Source organism: Shewanella sp. K8, assembly GCF_028823715.1.
Lineage (GTDB): Bacteria > Pseudomonadota > Gammaproteobacteria > Enterobacterales > Shewanellaceae > Shewanella > Shewanella algae.
Genome location: NZ_JAPEHY010000001.1, coordinates 178,639 through 195,385, shown reverse-complemented (window position 1 = coordinate 195,385; position 16,747 = coordinate 178,639). Strand labels below are relative to the sequence as shown.

Below are 16,747 nucleotides of genomic sequence, written 5' to 3'. Positions count from 1 at the left end.
AATTTGCAATTATGCATTCAGGAGTTTAAAGCCGATGTCTTTGTGTCGAATCAGCCCTCTGGCCAGCGCCATTGCCGCACTCTTCCTCATACCTGCAGCACAGGCCGATGAAGCGTCCCAAGACATGGAAGTCATAGTGGTTACCGCCTCCGGCTACGAGCAACAACTCAAGGATGCTCCCGCGTCTATCAGCGTACTTACCCGAGAACAGCTGGATAGCCGTTTCTATCGCGATATTACCGATGCCATGTTGGATGTTCCCGGTGTCGTGGTTACCGGCGGCAGCGATCGCCGTGACATTAGCCTGAGGGGCATGGGAAGCCAATACACACTGATCCTGGTGGACGGCATGCGCCAGTCATCCCGGGAGACTCGCACCAATAGCGATGGCCCGGGAGTCGAAGGCGCCTGGACTCCGCCACTGTCGGCAATAGACAGAATCGAAGTGGTGCGCGGCCCCATGTCATCCCTGTATGGTTCTGACGCCATAGGCGGGGTGATCAATATCATCACCCGCAAGGTTCCGGAAAACTGGCAGGGAGAACTCAGACTGGACAGCACAGTTCAGGAACACAGCGAATCCGGCAACATCTATCAGGGCAACTTCTTTGTCAGCGGTGCCCTGATCCCTGACTGGCTGGGGTTACAACTTTATGGCCAGTACACCAAGCGTGAAGAAGACCAGATAACCGGCGGTTACCGCGGTCGAGATGCCAACAATCTCAGTGCCCGTTTCTCGCTGACCCCGAGTGACGACCACGACATCATTTTGGAAGTCAGCAGTGCCGTTCAAGAGTTGGACAGCACCCTGGGCAAAACCGTCGCCCCGCTCGCTCCCGGTGAATCCTGCGGTCGTTACGGCTGCCCGGCGTCCTCCACCACCGAATATGAGAGCCGCAAATACTCCTTGGCACACACGGGCCGCTGGGAAATAGGCACGAGTAATACCTGGGTCAAATATGAAGAGTTCGAAAACAAAAGCCGAGAGATGACCATCAAGAACACTGATGCCCAGACCAGTCTGGTCACCGGCTTTGGTGATAGTCATACCACCACCTTTGGGGCCGCCTTCAACTACCAGGATCTCAGCGACAAGACAGGTAACCAGATAGGTGACCGTAGTGACATCAGCAGACGCCAATGGTCGGTATTTGCCGAAAACGAATGGCGCATGAGCGACACCTTTGCCCTGACGGCCGGTTTACGCATGGATGATGACGAAAACTTTGGCGAACACTTCAGCCCCCGTATCTACGGAGTCTGGGATCTGACCGACAGCACAACGCTCAAAGGTGGTGTTTCCACCGGCTTCAGGGCCCCAAGCCTGAGACAAACTGTGCCGGATTGGGGCCAGGTCAGCCGCGGTGGCAATATGTATGGTAACCCGGATCTCAAACCCGAGACTTCAATCAACTACGAGCTGGGGCTGCACACAGGCTTCGGCGACAATATCACCACGGCCCTGACCGTCTTCTATAACGAGTTTGAAGACAAAATTACCCGAGTACCCTGCCCCGAGAGTCAGTGTACCGACGGTCCGAACCAGTTTGGCTCCGATCCCACCACTTACGTGAATGTGGATGAAGCGGTAACTCAAGGGTTCGAGCTGGATTTCAACTATGACATCAATGATGACATCCAGCTTTCGGCCAACTACACCTATACGGACTCAGAGCAAAAGACAGGGCGCTATCAGGGCAGTCCATTGAATCAATTGCCCAAGCACCTGCTGCAAACCTCCCTGAACTGGCAAATCAACGACCGCTGGGGCAGTTGGGCCAGAGTGCACTACCGGGGTGAAGAGAGCCAACCCACCACGGGCCCCTCTTCGTCGACTCTGGTGGCCCCCTCTTACACTCTGGTGGATATAGGTGCCAACCTGCAGCTGATGGAAAACCTCAAACTCAGCGCCGGTATCTATAATCTACTGGACAAAGAGATTACCCAGGAAGAATACGGCTATATCGAAGACGGCCGCCGCTATTGGCTGGGGATGACCTGGAGTTTCTAACGAGAAAGCCTTATGCCGTTTTTATAAGCCAGAACAGTTCTGGGATATACTGGCGCCGTTCAACTCTCTCACTCCAAAGACCGCGCACCGCCGCGGTCTTTTAATAGCTGTTGCAAAAAACGCCATGACAGCGTTTACTGTGTCCGCGCCAAATTCCCAAGGTTAAGGAAAACAATGAAACTGATATTGATCATTATCGCGTTTGTGGCCTTCTTTATCGCCCTGAAAAAGTGGCAACGAGCCCAGGCGGTAAAAAGCGGCGACCCGGATGCCATGGCCAATGAAGGCCTGAGACTGATTGGCAGAAATAGAGTCGATGAAGGCATAGCACTGCTGGAGCAGGCCGCCAATAAAGATCATCCCGCCGCTGCCCAAATGCTCTATGAGTTCTATACCCGTCCCGAGCTGGAGATGGTGCCCAACGATGCCGACAAGGCGATGCATTGGGCCGCCAAGGCCTCGTCATTGGACAATGAATTTGCCAAGCTCCATGACCTGATGTTGGAGCTGCGCCAACACCCTGCTTTTGGTGACAATATTCAGCTGCTGGAGCAAAACTTACTCCCCAGAGCCGAAGCCGGTGATACTGAGAGCCAGAGCCAACTGGGACGGGTCTATTCCCGTAACCCGATACTCGATAAGGACGGCAGCAAGGCGATGAAATGGCTCGAGTTGGCCGCCGCCAAGGATGATCCCGAAGCCTGCTTTCATCTGGGGATATTGCTGCAGGAGCCCAGGCAAGGGGAAGCCGATTTGCAGCAGGCAAGATTCTGGCTCACCAAGGCACACCAGCTAGGTGAAGCGGCCAATGCCGGTCATCTGGCGGAAATGATGTTGCAAGGCCTAGGCGGCCCGGTGGATAAACGCCAGGCCGAGCAGCTGTTGATAGAGCAGGCCCAGGACAGCAGTTACTTTCAGTTGATGCTGGGACAGCGCTACCTGCGCGGTGACCAATTACCTCAAGATCTGCACAAGGCCAGAGAATGGTTGGAAAAGGCCGCGGCCGATGAAGATGATAGCGTGGCAGGTCCTGTGTTGGCCGGCTTCCTGCTCGACCACTCCCGCGACAGTCAGGATCATCTGCGTGCCAAGGCAATACTTGAACCCCTGGCGCAGGCTTGGGATCTTAGTGCCCATTTTCAACTCGGTAAACTCTATGAACAAGGGCTGGGCGTCAATCGCCAGTTGCCGCTGGCACTGATGCATTTCGAGTTTGCTTCCATGGGGGACGAAGCCGAGTATATCGCGGCCAAAGAGTCACTGGCGGCGCGTCTGAGCCAATCGGAAAAACAGCAGGCCGAAGCACTCAAGCAGGAATATCTGGCGCTACACCCCATAGACAGCCTGGCCCAGGCCAGATTGGATCTCCTCAAAGGCCAGGCTCTGCTGTATGCGGATGAGCGAGAATACAAGGAACTACAACAAGCGCTGCCCTGGCTGGAGAAGGCAGCCTTCGGCGGAGAAACCCTGGCCTATGAAGAGCTGTATGAAACTTACCTCGAGCTGGACCAAAGGGTAGACGCCGCCGTATGGCTGCAGCTGGAACTGGAAGAACATAACCAGTTCGGTTTGTTGGGTGATCAGGTACTGCAGCAACAGGAACTGTTGCAGAGCTTTACCGAGGCCGAAACCGCCTGGTATGAGCAGCGTCTCGAAGAGGTTCGGGCGCAGTTGCCGCAAAATAACCCCGAGGCCGCCTGAGCTGTGTTAAACCTTTGAAGACAGACCCCGGCCAAGGCCTGGGTCTGTCTTTTCTGAGATGATTGCCAGAACCGCTAATCCAGCGGTTCAGCCTTTATTCTTGATGGTCCAGTAGGCGGCGTTGACACCATCTTCACGAAATTCGATATCCACCGGGTACTCACGCTCACAACCCTCGACTATCCAGCGTTCATGCCAGTAGCGCTCACCAACTTTGCCTTTGGGCATCGCCAGCACAAAGGCAAAAAACTGCTCCGGCACCTCGCAGCCGCGACGAGCCACTTCGGCAGCCACTCCCGGCATAGCATCCCTGAGCAGGGTTTCATTGGCTAAAGTGCCTTGCTGAACTATCTCCTCAGAGAAGTATTCCCCTTCTGCCGCGGCTACCGGCAGTGACACCAGCAAGCCACACAAGATCCCAATCCATTTCATCTGTTTTCCTCCCTGATAGTTTCTGTATCAATATTAGCCCGTCATCCCGCCACAGGCTCAACCAGCCTAGTCGAAGATTGCCATGCTTTAGGTCACCGGAGTGTGAACAAAGCTATAGTTTGATACAAAACAATACCTTAACCTGGATATTGTGCAAACTTTAAGCTAAACCCTAAATCAGCTAACGAGAACTATCGGTCAGTGCCGAAAACCTTAAAACTGCTTCTATTTATATGGTGGTACTTGGGAGCACCCATTTTCTAGATAAATGACAGGTGAATGAAATGGATTTTATTGAACGAATTCAAGCTCTATCAAAGCGCATCCCCCAAATATCCGCCAGCCTTCAAACCGAAGAAGCAACTAAAAACGCACTAATAATGCCTTTCCTAAGCTCTGTATTGGGGTACGACGTATTCAACCCAGATGAAGTACTCCCTGAGTACACTGCCGATACTCCAACGAAAAAAGGAGAAAAAGTCGACTATGCGCTAATGAAAGACGGAGAGGTATTGATGTTGATTGAGTGCAAGAAATATAACGAAAAGCTATCAATAAAACATGCTAGCCAATTATTCCGCTATTTTTCAGTCACCAAGGCAAGAATTGCCATATTGACCAACGGTGTTCAGTACCTCTTTTTTACTGATCTGGACGCTCCCAACAAGATGGATGAAAAGCCTTTTTTGGTATTGGATCTGGAGAATATTGATGAACACATAGTGCCGGAAGTTAAAAAGTTGACAAAATCGACATTTGACATGGAATCTATCGTCAATGCCGCAGGAGAACTTAAATATCTAAGTGACATAAAGAGAATTATCAGTGATCAGTTCAAAAATCCTGAAGAAGAGTTTGTACGCTTTTTTGCCAGCAGGGTTTATGACGGCATGCTAACTCCAAAGGTAAAACAACAGTTTACTGAGATCACGGCCAAAGCTCTCAAACAGTTTATGAAGGACGGTATTAATGAAAGACTTAAGTCTGCAATGGGAGATAGAGCGACCGATGACGTTGAGGAAGTCTCAGGCTCAGATGGCGAAATCGAAAATAAGCCAAGGATAATTACGACCGAAGAAGAGGTTGAAGGCTACAATGTCATCAAGGCGATTCTTAGACAAAAAGTCGATGTTAGTAGAATCACCGGACGAGATACGCAAAGCTATTTCGGAGTTCTACTGGACAACAATAATCGCAAGCCTATTTGCAGACTGCACTTTAATACCAAACAGAAATATCTCGGATTAATGGATCATGAGAAGAATGAAACCCGTCATCCGTTAGACTCAGTAGACGATATATTCCTGCATAGTGAAGCCTTACTGCAAACAATCACCTTCTACGAGTAAAGCAAAAGATAGAACGGCGAGCCACTTCATTAAGTGAGTTCGCCGTTATTCTTATTATCCCCGACTTGCCAGACGTCAGAGGCTTGGCTAGACTGCCGCGCTAGCGACGATTCAGTTGGCAATATCTCTATTCTATAAACCGGGCGATGTAATGAAAGCAAAGCAGTATCAGGGCTTTACCCTAATTGAACTTGTAGTGGTGATTATTATCCTCGGGATCCTGGCAGTGGTGGCCGCGCCCAAGTTCCTCAATCTGCGCGACGACGCCACGGAGCAGGTGTTCAGGGGCCAGTATGCCGCCTTTGAATCTGCGGTAAAACTCTATCACAGTGGCTATCTGGCCAAGGGGTATCAGGGCGCCATCGACAATCTGGCCAGCTTTGGTGATGGCAGTGTTGATTCCAGTGCCAACGGCTGGCCCTATGCCACCGCAGGCAAAGACACTCACATTTTCAACGCCTGCGAACAGTTGTGGCATGGCCTCACTGATACCGACCTCAGCATCGCCTATGTAGAAGATGCCAATCTGCCTACAACCACTGTCGACGTGGCCTATACCTATAAGCAAACGCCCAATACCTGCATCTACCGCTCAGTGTATTTTATCCAGCAAAATGAACCGACACTGATCATGGAGTATCAGCCGGATACGGGTGAGGTCTCGGTTCGCAAAACCTTCTGGAGTCAGCCTTAGAGCCTGGCAGCTTCTCCCGGACTCTGGTCGAAGTAACGCTTGAACTCCCGGCTGAATTGGGCCGGGCTCTCATAGCCCACTTCCAGTGCCGCTTCCTTCACCTTGAGGCGCTGTCTTTGCAGTAGCTCTTTGGCCTTATTGAGGCGGATCTTCTTCAAGTACTGAATGGGCGATGAGGCCGTGACCTCCTTGAAACAGCGATGAAATGCCGAGGGGCTCATGTTGACCAACTCAGCCAGCTGCTCTACCTCCACACTTTCACGATAGTTCTGATGCAGATATTTGAGCGCCTTCTCTACCCGGGATAAACGGGTATGACTGAGCGCCAGCGCATATAAAGGCGCTGCATTGTCGGAAGCCAACACCCGAAACAGCAACTCCTGCACCATGGCCTTACCCAAGACCTCGGCTTCCAACGGCGACTGCAGAGCCAGCAGCAAACGCTCGACACAGCAGAGCATGTCTTCGCTGTTGGCGGCAACAAAGAAGCCGCTCTGACGGGCATCATCGAGATCCTTGGGCACCTTGTGGTGTTGATCCATCATGCGGATCAACTGGTTAAGTTGCTGCAGATCTATATCCACCATGAGTACCAATACCGGTTCTTCCTTGGAAGCAAAGGTTTCACACTCCACCGGCATAGGCACTGTCATCACCAAGGTGTTCTGCGGATCATAGTCATAGATCTTATCTTCGAGATAGACACGTTTACGCCCCTGGCCGACTATCATGATCCCTTGGGAATAACACATGGGGCCACGGCTGCCATAGGCCGAACTGCGAAACAGATGCACCCCTGGCAGGCTGGTGCTGTTCACCCCTTCATGCACTGCCAGGGCCGCCATTAAGGCTGCAATATCACTCATAACACTCTCCAATCATCAGGGTTTGGATACTAGCACCATTACAGAAAAAAGCATCAAAATAGCCATATTCAAGCTCCAATTAACCAAACTAGGCAGAAATAGGCATAAATGCTCCAGCAATGTGTATTTCAATCCAAGCTGAGGGGACTAAGATGGCAACCATAGTTTTTCGGCTGTAGAAGAGAGAAATATCATGCTCAATTTCGATTATCGCAACCCTACCCACATAGTCTTTGGTAAAGACAGACTGGCAGAACTGGATCAACTGGTACCGGCCAATGCCAGAGTGCTGGTGACTTACGGCGGTGGCAGTGTCAAACGCTTCGGCACCCTGGACAAGGTCATAACCGCGCTGGGCGACCGTGTTGTATTTGAATTCGGCGGCATTGAAGCCAACCCTAAATATGACACCCTGGCCAGGGCTGCCGAGCTGGCGCGGCGCGAATCCATCGACTTTCTGTTGGCCGTCGGTGGCGGTTCAGTGATGGACGGCACCAAGTTTATTGCCCTGGCGGCAAAATTCGATGGCGACAGCAGCAGCTTGCTGCATCACGGTTTCAACCCGGTTCCCGTCACAGAGGTACTGCCTGTCGGTACGGTAGCGACACTGCCGGCCACAGGTTCAGAAATGAATGCCTTTGCCGTGGTCAGCCATCAGGGTGGCAAGTTTCCCGTGACTCATCCGCAGAGCTTCCCGGTATTCTCCGTGCTGGATCCCAGCCTGACTTTCAGTTTGCCGAAGATCCAGGTCGCCAACGGCGTAGTCGACTCTTTCGTACACGTGGTCGAGCAATACGTCACCTTCCCCGTGGATGCCAGAGTTCAGGACAGAATGGCCGAAGGCATACTGAAGACCCTGATTGAAGTGGGCCCTGTCACCGTGGCCGAGCCGGAGAACTATGATGCCCGCGCCAACCTGGTGTGGAGTGCCACCTCGGCGCTCAACGGCATGATAGGCAGCGGCGTACCGGCAGACTGGACCACTCATATGATAGGCCACGAGCTGACTGCCATGTTCGGCATAGATCATGCGCAAACGCTGGCCGTAGTCCTGCCCTCTGTCTGGCGGGTGCGCAAGGAACAAAAACGCGCCAAACTGCTGCAATATGCCGAGCGGGTTTGGGATATCACTTCGGGTGATGAAGACAGCCGTATCGAGCAAGCCATTGCAGCCACCCAGGCCTTCTTTGAACAGGTTGGCCTCAAGACTCGTCTGCGCGACTATGATGTGCCGCAAGAGCGTATCGCCGATGTCGTTGCCGCACTGGAAGCTCACGGCATGACTGCCTTATCTGAAACCGGCGATCTTGGTTTGGACAGCAGCCGTGAAATCCTTGAGCTGGCCTGGTAAGTTCAGCAAGCCAAACGATTCTCACGCCTGAGATAAAATACAGTTTAAACAGGGCCTTTAGGCCCTGTTTCTTTAGCCTTCCTTTACCGCTCTCAAACTGTAGACCAAGGGAATGGCTTTGCCTTGATGATATAACCTGAAACGCCCCGGCGTATCCTCCTGCAAGCCCTCGAAACAGTCATAGGGACTGAAGTCATACTCGCGAAAAGCCCGCAACTGCAAACCATTGGCCAACAAGGCGCTGATGACATCAGCCAGGGAGTGTGACCAACAAACCGTGGTATGCTGTGCTTCCTGAGCATTCTCGGTATAGCTGCCCTCCAACTCTACATCGGCCTTACCTGTGTGGAAGTAGTCATAACCGTCAAACAATGCCTGCAATGGATGGAACTCGGCCAGGTAGAGTTCACCGCCCGGCTTAAGGCAAGCACTCACAGTTTCTGCCCAGCGATGTAGATCCGGCAACCAAACCAGCGCGCCATAAGAGACATACACGAGATCGAATTGGCGCTGCAGCAAAGCCGGCGCCTGATAGAGGTCGCCACAAACAAACTCGGCGTCGATAGCGGCTTGCTCCGCCAGTTGGCGGGCGCTGGTAATGGCCTCGTCAGACAAATCCAGGCCTGCGACACTGGCGGCCCCTTCTCTGGCCCAGGAGAGAGTATCTAGACCAAAGTGACACTGGAGATGCAGCAAGGACTTGCCCTTGACCGATAGTTCCGCCAGCTCTATTTCCCGCAACGAACTGCGACCACTGAGAAACCCCTTAACGTCATAAAACTCTGACTGCAGATGTAACTTGGTACGCTCATTCCAGGCCAGCTGATTCAGCCTTTGGTATTCTTTTCCATGATCCATCCCTTTCATCTATCTCATCTCCAGATTTTCTGCCTGATATTGGTTTATTCGCCGGCGATCTCCGGGCGCTGACAAACTGAGGCTCAGTCCCTGATTGTACCGAGTGTCCGGCGGACACCCGAATAGCCAAATCGGTCACTTTTTAAGGAAAGAGGACACTACTGCGGACACTTGCTGGAAGGTAGTTGCAAAAATAGCAAACATAAACAATGCATTATGTTTTGGCATGTTTTCTGCTTTAGCTAGCTGAGTAGCGAAACAGTCGTCGACTGGCGTTGTGGAACTCGTCGGCCGCGGCTCTTCGTCACTATCTTCCTGATGGGCCATCGCTGATGAGCCATCACCCCCTCCTTGGGGACCCTCTTCCCGACCGCAGGAAGCGCCCGCTGTAATGGCCTGGCCATTGGCGCTCCTGCTCCTTTTTCTTTTTTAAGGTCACTCACCCCGGCATAGCCGCTGACTTCGCAATCAAACTCAGTTTGGCGCGCTTGCTCAGCTTTTTTACCGCCATTTCCCGCCGCAAGGCATCACCGTGGCTGCCAATCTCTTCACGATAAACGAGTTGCAAAGGCCCGCGACCACGCAGATATTTGGCGGCTTTGGGGCCGCCACTCTGATGCTCCTGCAGGCGCCGGGTCACATCCTTGGTGATCCCTGTGTACAGTTCGCCCCCGGCGCAGCGCAGGATATACAGCTGCCAGTTATCACCACTCATTCCAGTCCCAACAGGCCGAGGAAGAAAGCATATTCCAGCGCAGTATCTTCAAATTGCCGGAAACGTCCGCTCTTGCCGCCATGGCCGGCTTCCATATCCGTCTGTAATAACAGCAGATTGTCGTCCGTCTTGTAGTCCCTGAGTTTGGCCACCCACTTGGCTGGCTCAAAATACTGCACCTGAGAGTCGTGCAGCCCTGTAGTCACCAACAGATGCGGGTAGGCCTGATGGCGAATGTTGTCATAGGGCGAGTAACTCAGCATATAGTCAAAGTAGGGCTTGTCATTGGGGTTGCCCCACTCATCATATTCATTGGTCGTCAGCGGAATCGACTCATCGAGCATTGTGGTTACTATATCCACAAAGGGCACATGGGCGGCCACCGCCAGGTAAAGACCCGGAGCCTGATTGACCACGGCGCCCATCAATAAACCACCGGCACTACCACCGGCGGCAACCACTTTGCCGGGTGCGGCATAACCCAGATCCAAAAGTGCCCGGGTAGTGTCTTCAAAGTCATTGAAACTGTTTCGTTTATTAAACAGCCTGCCATCATCATACCAAGGCCTGCCGAGCATCTCTCCGCCCCGGACATGGGCAATAGCATAGACCACGCCACGATCCAGCAGGCTGAGAATAGAGGCGTCGAAGTCCGGCTCTATGATATGGCCGTAGGCACCATAACCGTACTGATACAGCGGGTTGCTGCCGTCTTTACGGAACTTGTCCTTGCGATACACCAGAGTCACGGGCACCTGGGCACCATCACGGGCCGGGATCAGCAAGCGCTCGGCCTGATAGTTGCCGGGCTCGAAGTCCCCCAATACTTTTTCCTGCTTGAGGAGTTTGCGCTCGCCCGGCTTATCCAGTTGATAGCTGTAAATACTCTCGGGGGTAGTCGGGCTCGAGTAATATAACCTCAGTTCGCGACTGTGCTGGCTGGGATTGATATCCAGACCAACCACATAGGCCGGGTCATCAAAGGCCAATTCATAGCCCCGGCTGAGATCGGTATGGGGATAGACCTTGATATGGCTCAGCCCCTGGCTGCGGCTCTGTACTATCAGATAATCGTCCAGCAATAACAGGTCTTCGAGGCGCACCTCGGGATCATGGGCCAGCACCTGTTGCCACTTGCGCTTGTCGCCGGCATCGGCAGCCGTGGTTTTCATCAGCCTGAAATTGGTCGCCTGCCAGTTGCTGAGGATGAAGAATTCATCTCCACGCTTGGTGATGCTGTATTCGTGGCCCTCTTCCCGCGGCAGAAACGCCCGGAATTCGCCGAGCGGGGCGTTGGCATCAAGCAGGGAAACTTCACTGGTCGTGGTGCTCTCGTGGTGCAATACAATCAGGGATTCATCCAGACTCTTGCCGAGGGAGATATAGAAGGTATCGTCCTGCTCTTCATAAACCAGCACATCCTCGCCCTGGGGACTTCCCAGCTTATGCCGAAAAACCTGGTATCCCAACAGGGTCTGTGGGTCTTTGGCGATATAGAACACATAACGGTTGTCATTGCTCCAGACCACCCGGCCATCGACGCCCGTCAGCTTGTCGGCAAGCAGTTCACCGGTGGCAAGATCTTTAAAATAGACGCTGTAAATACGGCGACTTAGAGTATCCTCGGCAAAGGCCAGTATCTGCTCATCCGGGCTGACAGACACTCCGCCCAGAGCATAAAACTCCTGCCCCTCGGCGCGCCGGTTAACATCTAGCAGCAACTGCTCTTCACCATTGAGCTCACGGCTTCTGGCGATCACCGGATACTCCAGCCCGGCCTCGAAACGGCGATAATACCAATAGTTATGCCAGCGATATGGCACGCTGCTTTCATCCTGCTCCAGCCTGGAGGTCAGCTCTTTAAACAGTTTCTGTTTCAGCGGTTCCCAAGGCTTAAGACGCGCGGCGGTATAGGCGTTTTCCCGCTCCAGATAGTCGATAACGTCCGGGGCCTTACGCTCATCGTCACGTAGCCAATAATAGTCGTCTGTCCTGGTCACACCGTGAAGACTCATGGCGTGAGGACGTTTTTCGGCAACCGGTGCCACCAGCTTATTTTCTGAATTCATTCCACTGCATCCGCACAGCCACAAGGCTGTGCCTAAAACCAACATCAGGGATCCTGCTCGACTCATCACTCTTCCTTAGCGTTAATATCAGCGGCCTACTCCCTCGACTACAGGCCGCCTGCATATAGTGACGCCGACCGGCGCCAACGGCAAGCCCTGCCATCTAAGCCCTACTCTCAAAGGCTCCCCCTTCACCCGCATAAAATGTGACCCTGTCGCTTGTCATTTGTATGTAACAGGCGCATGCTGTTGCCGCCTGCCACATACAAGTGACAGGTCAATTCTCAGGGCGGGGTGAAATTCCCCACCGGCGGTAAATCGTGTCAGCGACATGAAAGCCCGCGAGCGCCCGCCAGATTCTGGCGGGGTCAGCAGATCTGGTGTCATCACGACCTAGCGTGACTATTCCAGAGCCGACGGTGTTGCCATTTAGATGGCTCAGTCCGGATGAAAGAGAATCAGATTGCCGCGAGGCGATCCGCTTAGTGATACATCTCTGCCAGCGGCAGAGAGGTCCGCTATTCCTTTCTTTGCCCTGATTCTGGAAAACCCAAGCCGTAATTTAAGGATTTTTACCATGAATCAGTCATTATTAGCGCCTTTTGGCACCCCGATTGAAAGAGTCGAAACCGCCCTGGAAGCATTGCGTCAAGGCCGCGGTGTTTTGGTGGTCGACGATGAAGACAGAGAAAACGAAGGCGATCTTATCTTCGCAGCCGAGAGCCTGACCAACGCCCAGATGGCGATGCTGATCCGCGAATGCAGCGGCATTGTCTGTCTCTGCCTTACCGACGAGAAAATCAAGGCGCTGCAGTTGCCGCCCATGGTGGAAAACAACTCCAGCCAGTTCGGCACCGCCTTTACCGTGAGCATTGAGGCCAAAGTCGGAGTCACTACAGGCGTTTCCGCTGCCGACCGGGTGACGACTATCAAGACCGCCATTGCCGACAACGCCAAACCGGAAGACCTGGCCCGCCCAGGACACGTCTATCCACTGCGGGCTCAGCCCGGTGGTGTGATGACCCGCCGCGGTCACACCGAGGGCACTGTGGACTTGATGCAACTGGCTGGCCTAAAACCCGCCGGAGTGCTGTGCGAAGTAACCAATCCGGATGGCACCATGGCCAGACTGCCACAAATCATTGCCTTTGGTGACAAACACGACCTGCCAGTTCTTTCCATCGAGGATATTGTCAGCTATCGCGAATCTCTGCTGGCCAACGCCGGCTAATAAACAAGCGTTCTTTAACTATTTGATCAAAAGCGGCTTTATAGCCGCTTTTGTTTTAAACAAACAGGTAAACTTTGTTGCGACAAGGCTCACATTAACCCTCCACTTTTTAAGGTTTATTTTCGTGACCTAGATTAGAAATCCTTGAACAACGGGTCGCCCCCTGATAGGCAATATGTTACTTATCAAGCCTTATGGCCTGTATTCGAGTAGATTGCAGGCAGGTCTTTGTCAGTAGAATTTCAAGGAGAGCCATAGGTGTTAAGCCAACTGAGCCTAAAGCGCAAATTACTCTTGTTTGCCTTAGTGCCTGTTTTGGTTCTTAGTCTACTGGGTTGCGTGCGCCTGTTTGAACTGCTGCACAACTACCGTTTGGCCAGCCAAAGTTATCATGCTGTCGAGGTGGGTCGGCGCCTGGCCGATCTCATCTATGAGCTACAGCAGGAAAGAGGCCTCAGCGCCGCCTATATCGCCTGTAATGGTGAATGCTTTGCCGACAGTCTGCAGGTGCAGCAGCAGCGGGTATCGGCACAGATAACAGCCCTGCAAAGCTCTCCCCATCTGTTACAGCTTTCCAGACAACTCTCTCCTGCGGCCCAACATCTATTGCAAACCAAACTGGAGGCTCTGCGACTCGGCAAGCAGGCGCTGGAAAACAACCGGCGCGAACTCTTGAGCCGTGATGAGAGCGCCTCGCTGAATTTCTATTCCGATTTCAACTACGAACTCTTGCTGGGCATTGCCAATCTGCAATCCCTGTCGAGCAATGTGCAGCAGGCCAGAGCCTATGCCGACCTGGCCGCACTGTTGCGGATTCAGGAGTTGGCGGTGCGTGAGCGCGGCCTGATCAACGGCATGCTGCTGAAGCGTCAGTTCGACACCGACAGTTATGAGCGGCTGTTGGCATTGATAACAGAGCAGGATCAGAGCATAGATCTATTCCGCGCCAGCGCCATTGTGGAACACAAACAACGCCTGGAGGCTATGCTGCAGGACAGCAAGAGTCAGGCATTGAACAATGTCAGGGAGCAGCTGCGTCAGCAAGATGCCATCACGCGTCAGGCGCACAAGTTTGCCTCTTTGCTGGGGTATGGTGGCCTGCTGCATGAGTTCAAAAATTTCCTGCTGCGTGGCGATGGCCAATACCAACAAGGCTTTAACGCCAAGCTGGAATCACTGGAGCAGATCCTCGAAAAATTGAAATCGAGCAAGGCTCTGAGTGCCAATCAGCAACAGGCCATTGCCCAGATAAGGGACAAGCTCAACGAATATCGCCACAAGATGCAGTTGATAGCGGCCATGCAAAGCCGGGGCGCCAAGGTGGAAGAGATAGACCCCTTGGTGCAGATTTCCGACGATGAGATGCTTGATGCCCTGAAGGCCCTGAGCCAACCCAAGCCCCCGGTAACTCCCGAAGTCTGGTGGCAGTTGGCCAGCGAAAGAATCCGCCAGATGGATGCCATAGCCGACAGTGTTTCCGATGATATTCTCAATCTTTCCAACGCCCAACGCGGTCAGTCACTGCGCCTTATCGCCCTCTATCTGCTGTCGGCCGCCATCACTATCGGCCTGCTGTTGTTTCTTGGCCGGGCCCTGAGTCACAATCTGCTCAGACGTATCTATGCCATCGCCAACAACATGCGCTTGATGACCAAAGATCCCAATCTGGATCTGGATATCAAGGTCGAGGGCAAGGATGAATTGGCCGACATGGCCAAGGCTCTGGGACAAATGCTCAGTGAAAGGCAAAAATCCTATCAACAGCTGAAACAGGCCGCCGCGGTATTCGACTATTCCGGCGAGGGGATTGTCATCACAGATGCCGATAACCGTATTGAGCTGGTCAACCCGGCATTTAGCCGCATTACCGGTTACAGCCTGGAAGAGGTCAAGGGCAAGAATCCTTCAATACTCAACTCCTATCGCCACGACAAGACCTTCTTCAGCCAGATGTGGGACAGCCTGCTGACCAATAACAAATGGGAAGGCGAGATCTGGAACAGGCGTAAAGACGGCGAGATCTATCCTGAGTTTTTGGCTATCACCCTGGTGCGTGACGATAACAACAACATACTCAAACACATAGGTTTGTTTGTCGATATCAGCCACCGTAAAAAATACGAGCAGGACATCTGGTATCAGGCCCATTTCGATATTTTGACCAAGTTGCCCAATCGCAAGATGTTCAGCGAGAGGCTGCACCACGAGCTGTTGCAGGCCCATATTCATGGTCACAAACTGGCGATTCTGCTGATCGATCTCGACAGGTTCAAATATATCAATGATGTGCTGGGCCACAAACGCGGCGATCTCTTGTTGCAACAGGTGGCGAGAAGGCTGGAGTCACTACCGGATGAACAAAAGTTTGTTGCCCGCATAGGGGGTGATGAATTTGCCGTGATCCTGCCGCACTACAAGAACGATGCCGCCCTGACAGCCGTGGCCGACAGGGTTAAAGCCCTATTCGGCAGCAGCTTCGATATCGATGGCCAGAACACCCTGATCTCGGTCAGCTTTGGTATAGGTGTCTATCCCGAAGACGGCGATGACATAGATGCCCTGACCCGCAACACGGAAACCGCCATGTACAGCGCCAAGGACAATGGCCGTGACAACTACCAGTATTTCACCCCCAGCATGAACGCCAGCATGCTGGAGCGTTTGCAACTGGAGCAACGTCTCAGAAGCGCCGTGCTACATCAGGAATTTTGTCTGCATTATCAACCCATAGTCTCTATGGAAACCGGCCAAATCACCTCAGTCGAGGCGCTGCTGCGCTGGAATGACCCCGAATACGGCTGGGTTTCACCGGAGAAATTCATTCCCATTGCGGAGAATAATGGCCTGATAGAGCCGATAGGCGAATGGGTTCTGGAACAAGCACTGAAAGACCTCAGCCAATGGCATGCCGAAGGAATAAAACTGGATATGGCGATCAACGTCTCCAGCCGCCAGTGCATCAACGTCAGTGGGGTAAGCTTCGACACCTTGCTGGCCGAAGCCATCAAGCGTCACGGCATAGCGCCCGAGAGACTGCATATAGAGATCACCGAGTCCATGCTGCTGGACGACAGCCCCCATTGTCTGGAGGTGCTCAACAGCATTCGCCAACTCGGCGTGGCAATCCACATGGATGACTTCGGAACCGGCTTCTCCTCCTTGAGCTATCTGCGCAAGTTCCCTATCTCTGTGATTAAAATCGACAAGAGCTTTGTCGATAACGCCTTGGTGAATGAGGCAGATGCCAGCCTGGTGCGAGCGATAGTCATGATGGGCAAGAGCCTGGACTTGCAACTGGTGGCCGAGGGCATAGAGACCCGCGCGCAATGGATCTTGCTCAAGTCCATGGGCTGTGATTTTGGTCAGGGCTACCTGCTTTCAAGACCTCTGTCTGCCAAGAGCCTGACCCCGATCCTCATCCAGGGAGGGTCCTTTATCCGTCAGCTTCTGGCATAAAAAAGCAGCCTTAA

Annotated in this window: 12 protein-coding genes and 1 riboswitch; of the genes, 7 read left to right on the top strand and 5 right to left on the bottom strand. The window is 53.0% G+C overall.

The annotated features are described in order from the left end of the window. The first annotated feature begins 34 nt into the window (after positions 1 to 34). Complete coding sequence (locus ON072_RS00920) at positions 35 to 2,011, top strand: ligand-gated channel protein (RefSeq protein ID WP_044735475.1); 1,977 nt, start codon at positions 35 to 37, stop codon at positions 2,009 to 2,011. Between the two features lie 174 nt (positions 2,012 to 2,185). Then, positions 2,186 to 3,712, top strand: coding sequence for a tetratricopeptide repeat protein (locus ON072_RS00915; RefSeq protein WP_261752854.1), 1,527 nt, complete (start codon positions 2,186 to 2,188; stop codon positions 3,710 to 3,712). An 87-nt stretch (positions 3,713 to 3,799) separates the two neighbouring features. Here the strand turns inward: ON072_RS00915 and ON072_RS00910 are convergent, their stop codons facing one another. After that, a complete protein-coding gene (locus ON072_RS00910) occupies positions 3,800 to 4,144 on the bottom strand; it encodes a hypothetical protein (protein WP_025009220.1) in 345 nt (114 codons plus the stop codon). 284 nt (positions 4,145 to 4,428) lie between these two features. On the opposite strand from ON072_RS00910, the gene ON072_RS00905 reads away from it, so the two are divergent. After that, entirely contained in the window at positions 4,429 to 5,493 is a 1,065-nt protein-coding gene (locus ON072_RS00905) for a type I restriction endonuclease (RefSeq protein WP_025009219.1), read from the top strand. A gap of 151 nt (positions 5,494 to 5,644) precedes the next feature. Then, positions 5,645 to 6,187 carry a type II secretion system protein gene (locus ON072_RS00900; protein WP_044735477.1) on the top strand — a complete coding sequence of 181 codons (543 nt, stop codon included), beginning with the start codon at positions 5,645 to 5,647 and terminating at the stop codon, positions 6,185 to 6,187. Here the strand turns inward: ON072_RS00900 and ON072_RS00895 are convergent. Continuing rightward, positions 6,184 to 7,053 carry an AraC family transcriptional regulator gene (locus ON072_RS00895; RefSeq protein WP_025889228.1) on the bottom strand — a complete coding sequence of 290 codons (870 nt, stop codon included), beginning with the start codon at positions 7,051 to 7,053 and terminating at the stop codon, positions 6,184 to 6,186. The two genes, ON072_RS00900 and ON072_RS00895, sit on opposite strands and share 4 nt — an antisense overlap. A gap of 193 nt (positions 7,054 to 7,246) precedes the next feature. On the opposite strand from ON072_RS00895, the gene ON072_RS00890 reads away from it, so the two are divergent. After that, on the top strand, positions 7,247 to 8,404 hold the full coding sequence (locus ON072_RS00890) for an iron-containing alcohol dehydrogenase (protein WP_025009216.1): 1,158 nt from the start codon (positions 7,247 to 7,249) through the stop codon (positions 8,402 to 8,404). A 72-nt stretch (positions 8,405 to 8,476) separates the two neighbouring features. Here the strand turns inward: ON072_RS00890 and ON072_RS00885 are convergent, their stop codons facing one another. The 3 genes from ON072_RS00885 to ON072_RS00875 form a co-directional block, all read right to left on the bottom strand. Next, positions 8,477 to 9,262: a class I SAM-dependent methyltransferase gene (locus ON072_RS00885; protein ID WP_101059703.1), complete on the bottom strand. Its 786-nt coding sequence runs from the start codon at positions 9,260 to 9,262 to the stop codon at positions 8,477 to 8,479. 439 nt (positions 9,263 to 9,701) lie between these two features. Beyond that, positions 9,702 to 9,977, bottom strand: coding sequence for a GIY-YIG nuclease family protein (locus ON072_RS00880; protein ID WP_025889227.1), 276 nt, complete (start codon positions 9,975 to 9,977; stop codon positions 9,702 to 9,704). Further along, positions 9,974 to 12,112 (bottom strand): S9 family peptidase, encoded by a 2,139-nt coding sequence (locus ON072_RS00875; RefSeq protein WP_391564779.1) that lies wholly within the window; start codon positions 12,110 to 12,112, stop codon positions 9,974 to 9,976. Before ON072_RS00875 ends, ON072_RS00880 begins: the two co-directional genes overlap by 4 nt. A gap of 210 nt (positions 12,113 to 12,322) precedes the next feature. Beyond that, positions 12,323 to 12,509: riboswitch (FMN riboswitch) on the top strand. A gap of 114 nt (positions 12,510 to 12,623) precedes the next feature. Here ON072_RS00875 and ribB point away from each other — a divergent pair. Both ribB and ON072_RS00865 read left to right on the top strand, forming a co-directional pair. Beyond that, positions 12,624 to 13,277, top strand: coding sequence for a 3,4-dihydroxy-2-butanone-4-phosphate synthase (gene ribB, locus ON072_RS00870; RefSeq protein ID WP_025009206.1), 654 nt, complete (start codon positions 12,624 to 12,626; stop codon positions 13,275 to 13,277). Between the two features lie 258 nt (positions 13,278 to 13,535). Further along, positions 13,536 to 16,733, top strand: a complete 3,198-nt coding sequence (locus ON072_RS00865) for an EAL domain-containing protein (protein WP_261752856.1) — start codon at positions 13,536 to 13,538, stop codon at positions 16,731 to 16,733. The last annotated feature ends 14 nt before the right edge of the window (positions 16,734 to 16,747 follow it).

Coding starts and splice junctions, on each gene's coding strand:
- ON072_RS00920 (WP_044735475.1), top strand. CDS start 35: ATGTCTTTGTGTCGAATCAGCCCTCTGGCCAGCGCCATTGCCGCACTC.
- ON072_RS00915 (WP_261752854.1), top strand. CDS start 2,186: ATGAAACTGATATTGATCATTATCGCGTTTGTGGCCTTCTTTATCGCC.
- ON072_RS00910 (WP_025009220.1), bottom strand. CDS start 4,144: ATGAAATGGATTGGGATCTTGTGTGGCTTGCTGGTGTCACTGCCGGTA.
- ON072_RS00905 (WP_025009219.1), top strand. CDS start 4,429: ATGGATTTTATTGAACGAATTCAAGCTCTATCAAAGCGCATCCCCCAA.
- ON072_RS00900 (WP_044735477.1), top strand. CDS start 5,645: ATGAAAGCAAAGCAGTATCAGGGCTTTACCCTAATTGAACTTGTAGTG.
- ON072_RS00895 (WP_025889228.1), bottom strand. CDS start 7,053: ATGAGTGATATTGCAGCCTTAATGGCGGCCCTGGCAGTGCATGAAGGG.
- ON072_RS00890 (WP_025009216.1), top strand. CDS start 7,247: ATGCTCAATTTCGATTATCGCAACCCTACCCACATAGTCTTTGGTAAA.
- ON072_RS00885 (WP_101059703.1), bottom strand. CDS start 9,262: ATGGATCATGGAAAAGAATACCAAAGGCTGAATCAGCTGGCCTGGAAT.
- ON072_RS00880 (WP_025889227.1), bottom strand. CDS start 9,977: ATGAGTGGTGATAACTGGCAGCTGTATATCCTGCGCTGCGCCGGGGGC.
- ON072_RS00875 (WP_391564779.1), bottom strand. CDS start 12,112: ATGAGTCGAGCAGGATCCCTGATGTTGGTTTTAGGCACAGCCTTGTGG.
- ribB (WP_025009206.1), top strand. CDS start 12,624: ATGAATCAGTCATTATTAGCGCCTTTTGGCACCCCGATTGAAAGAGTC.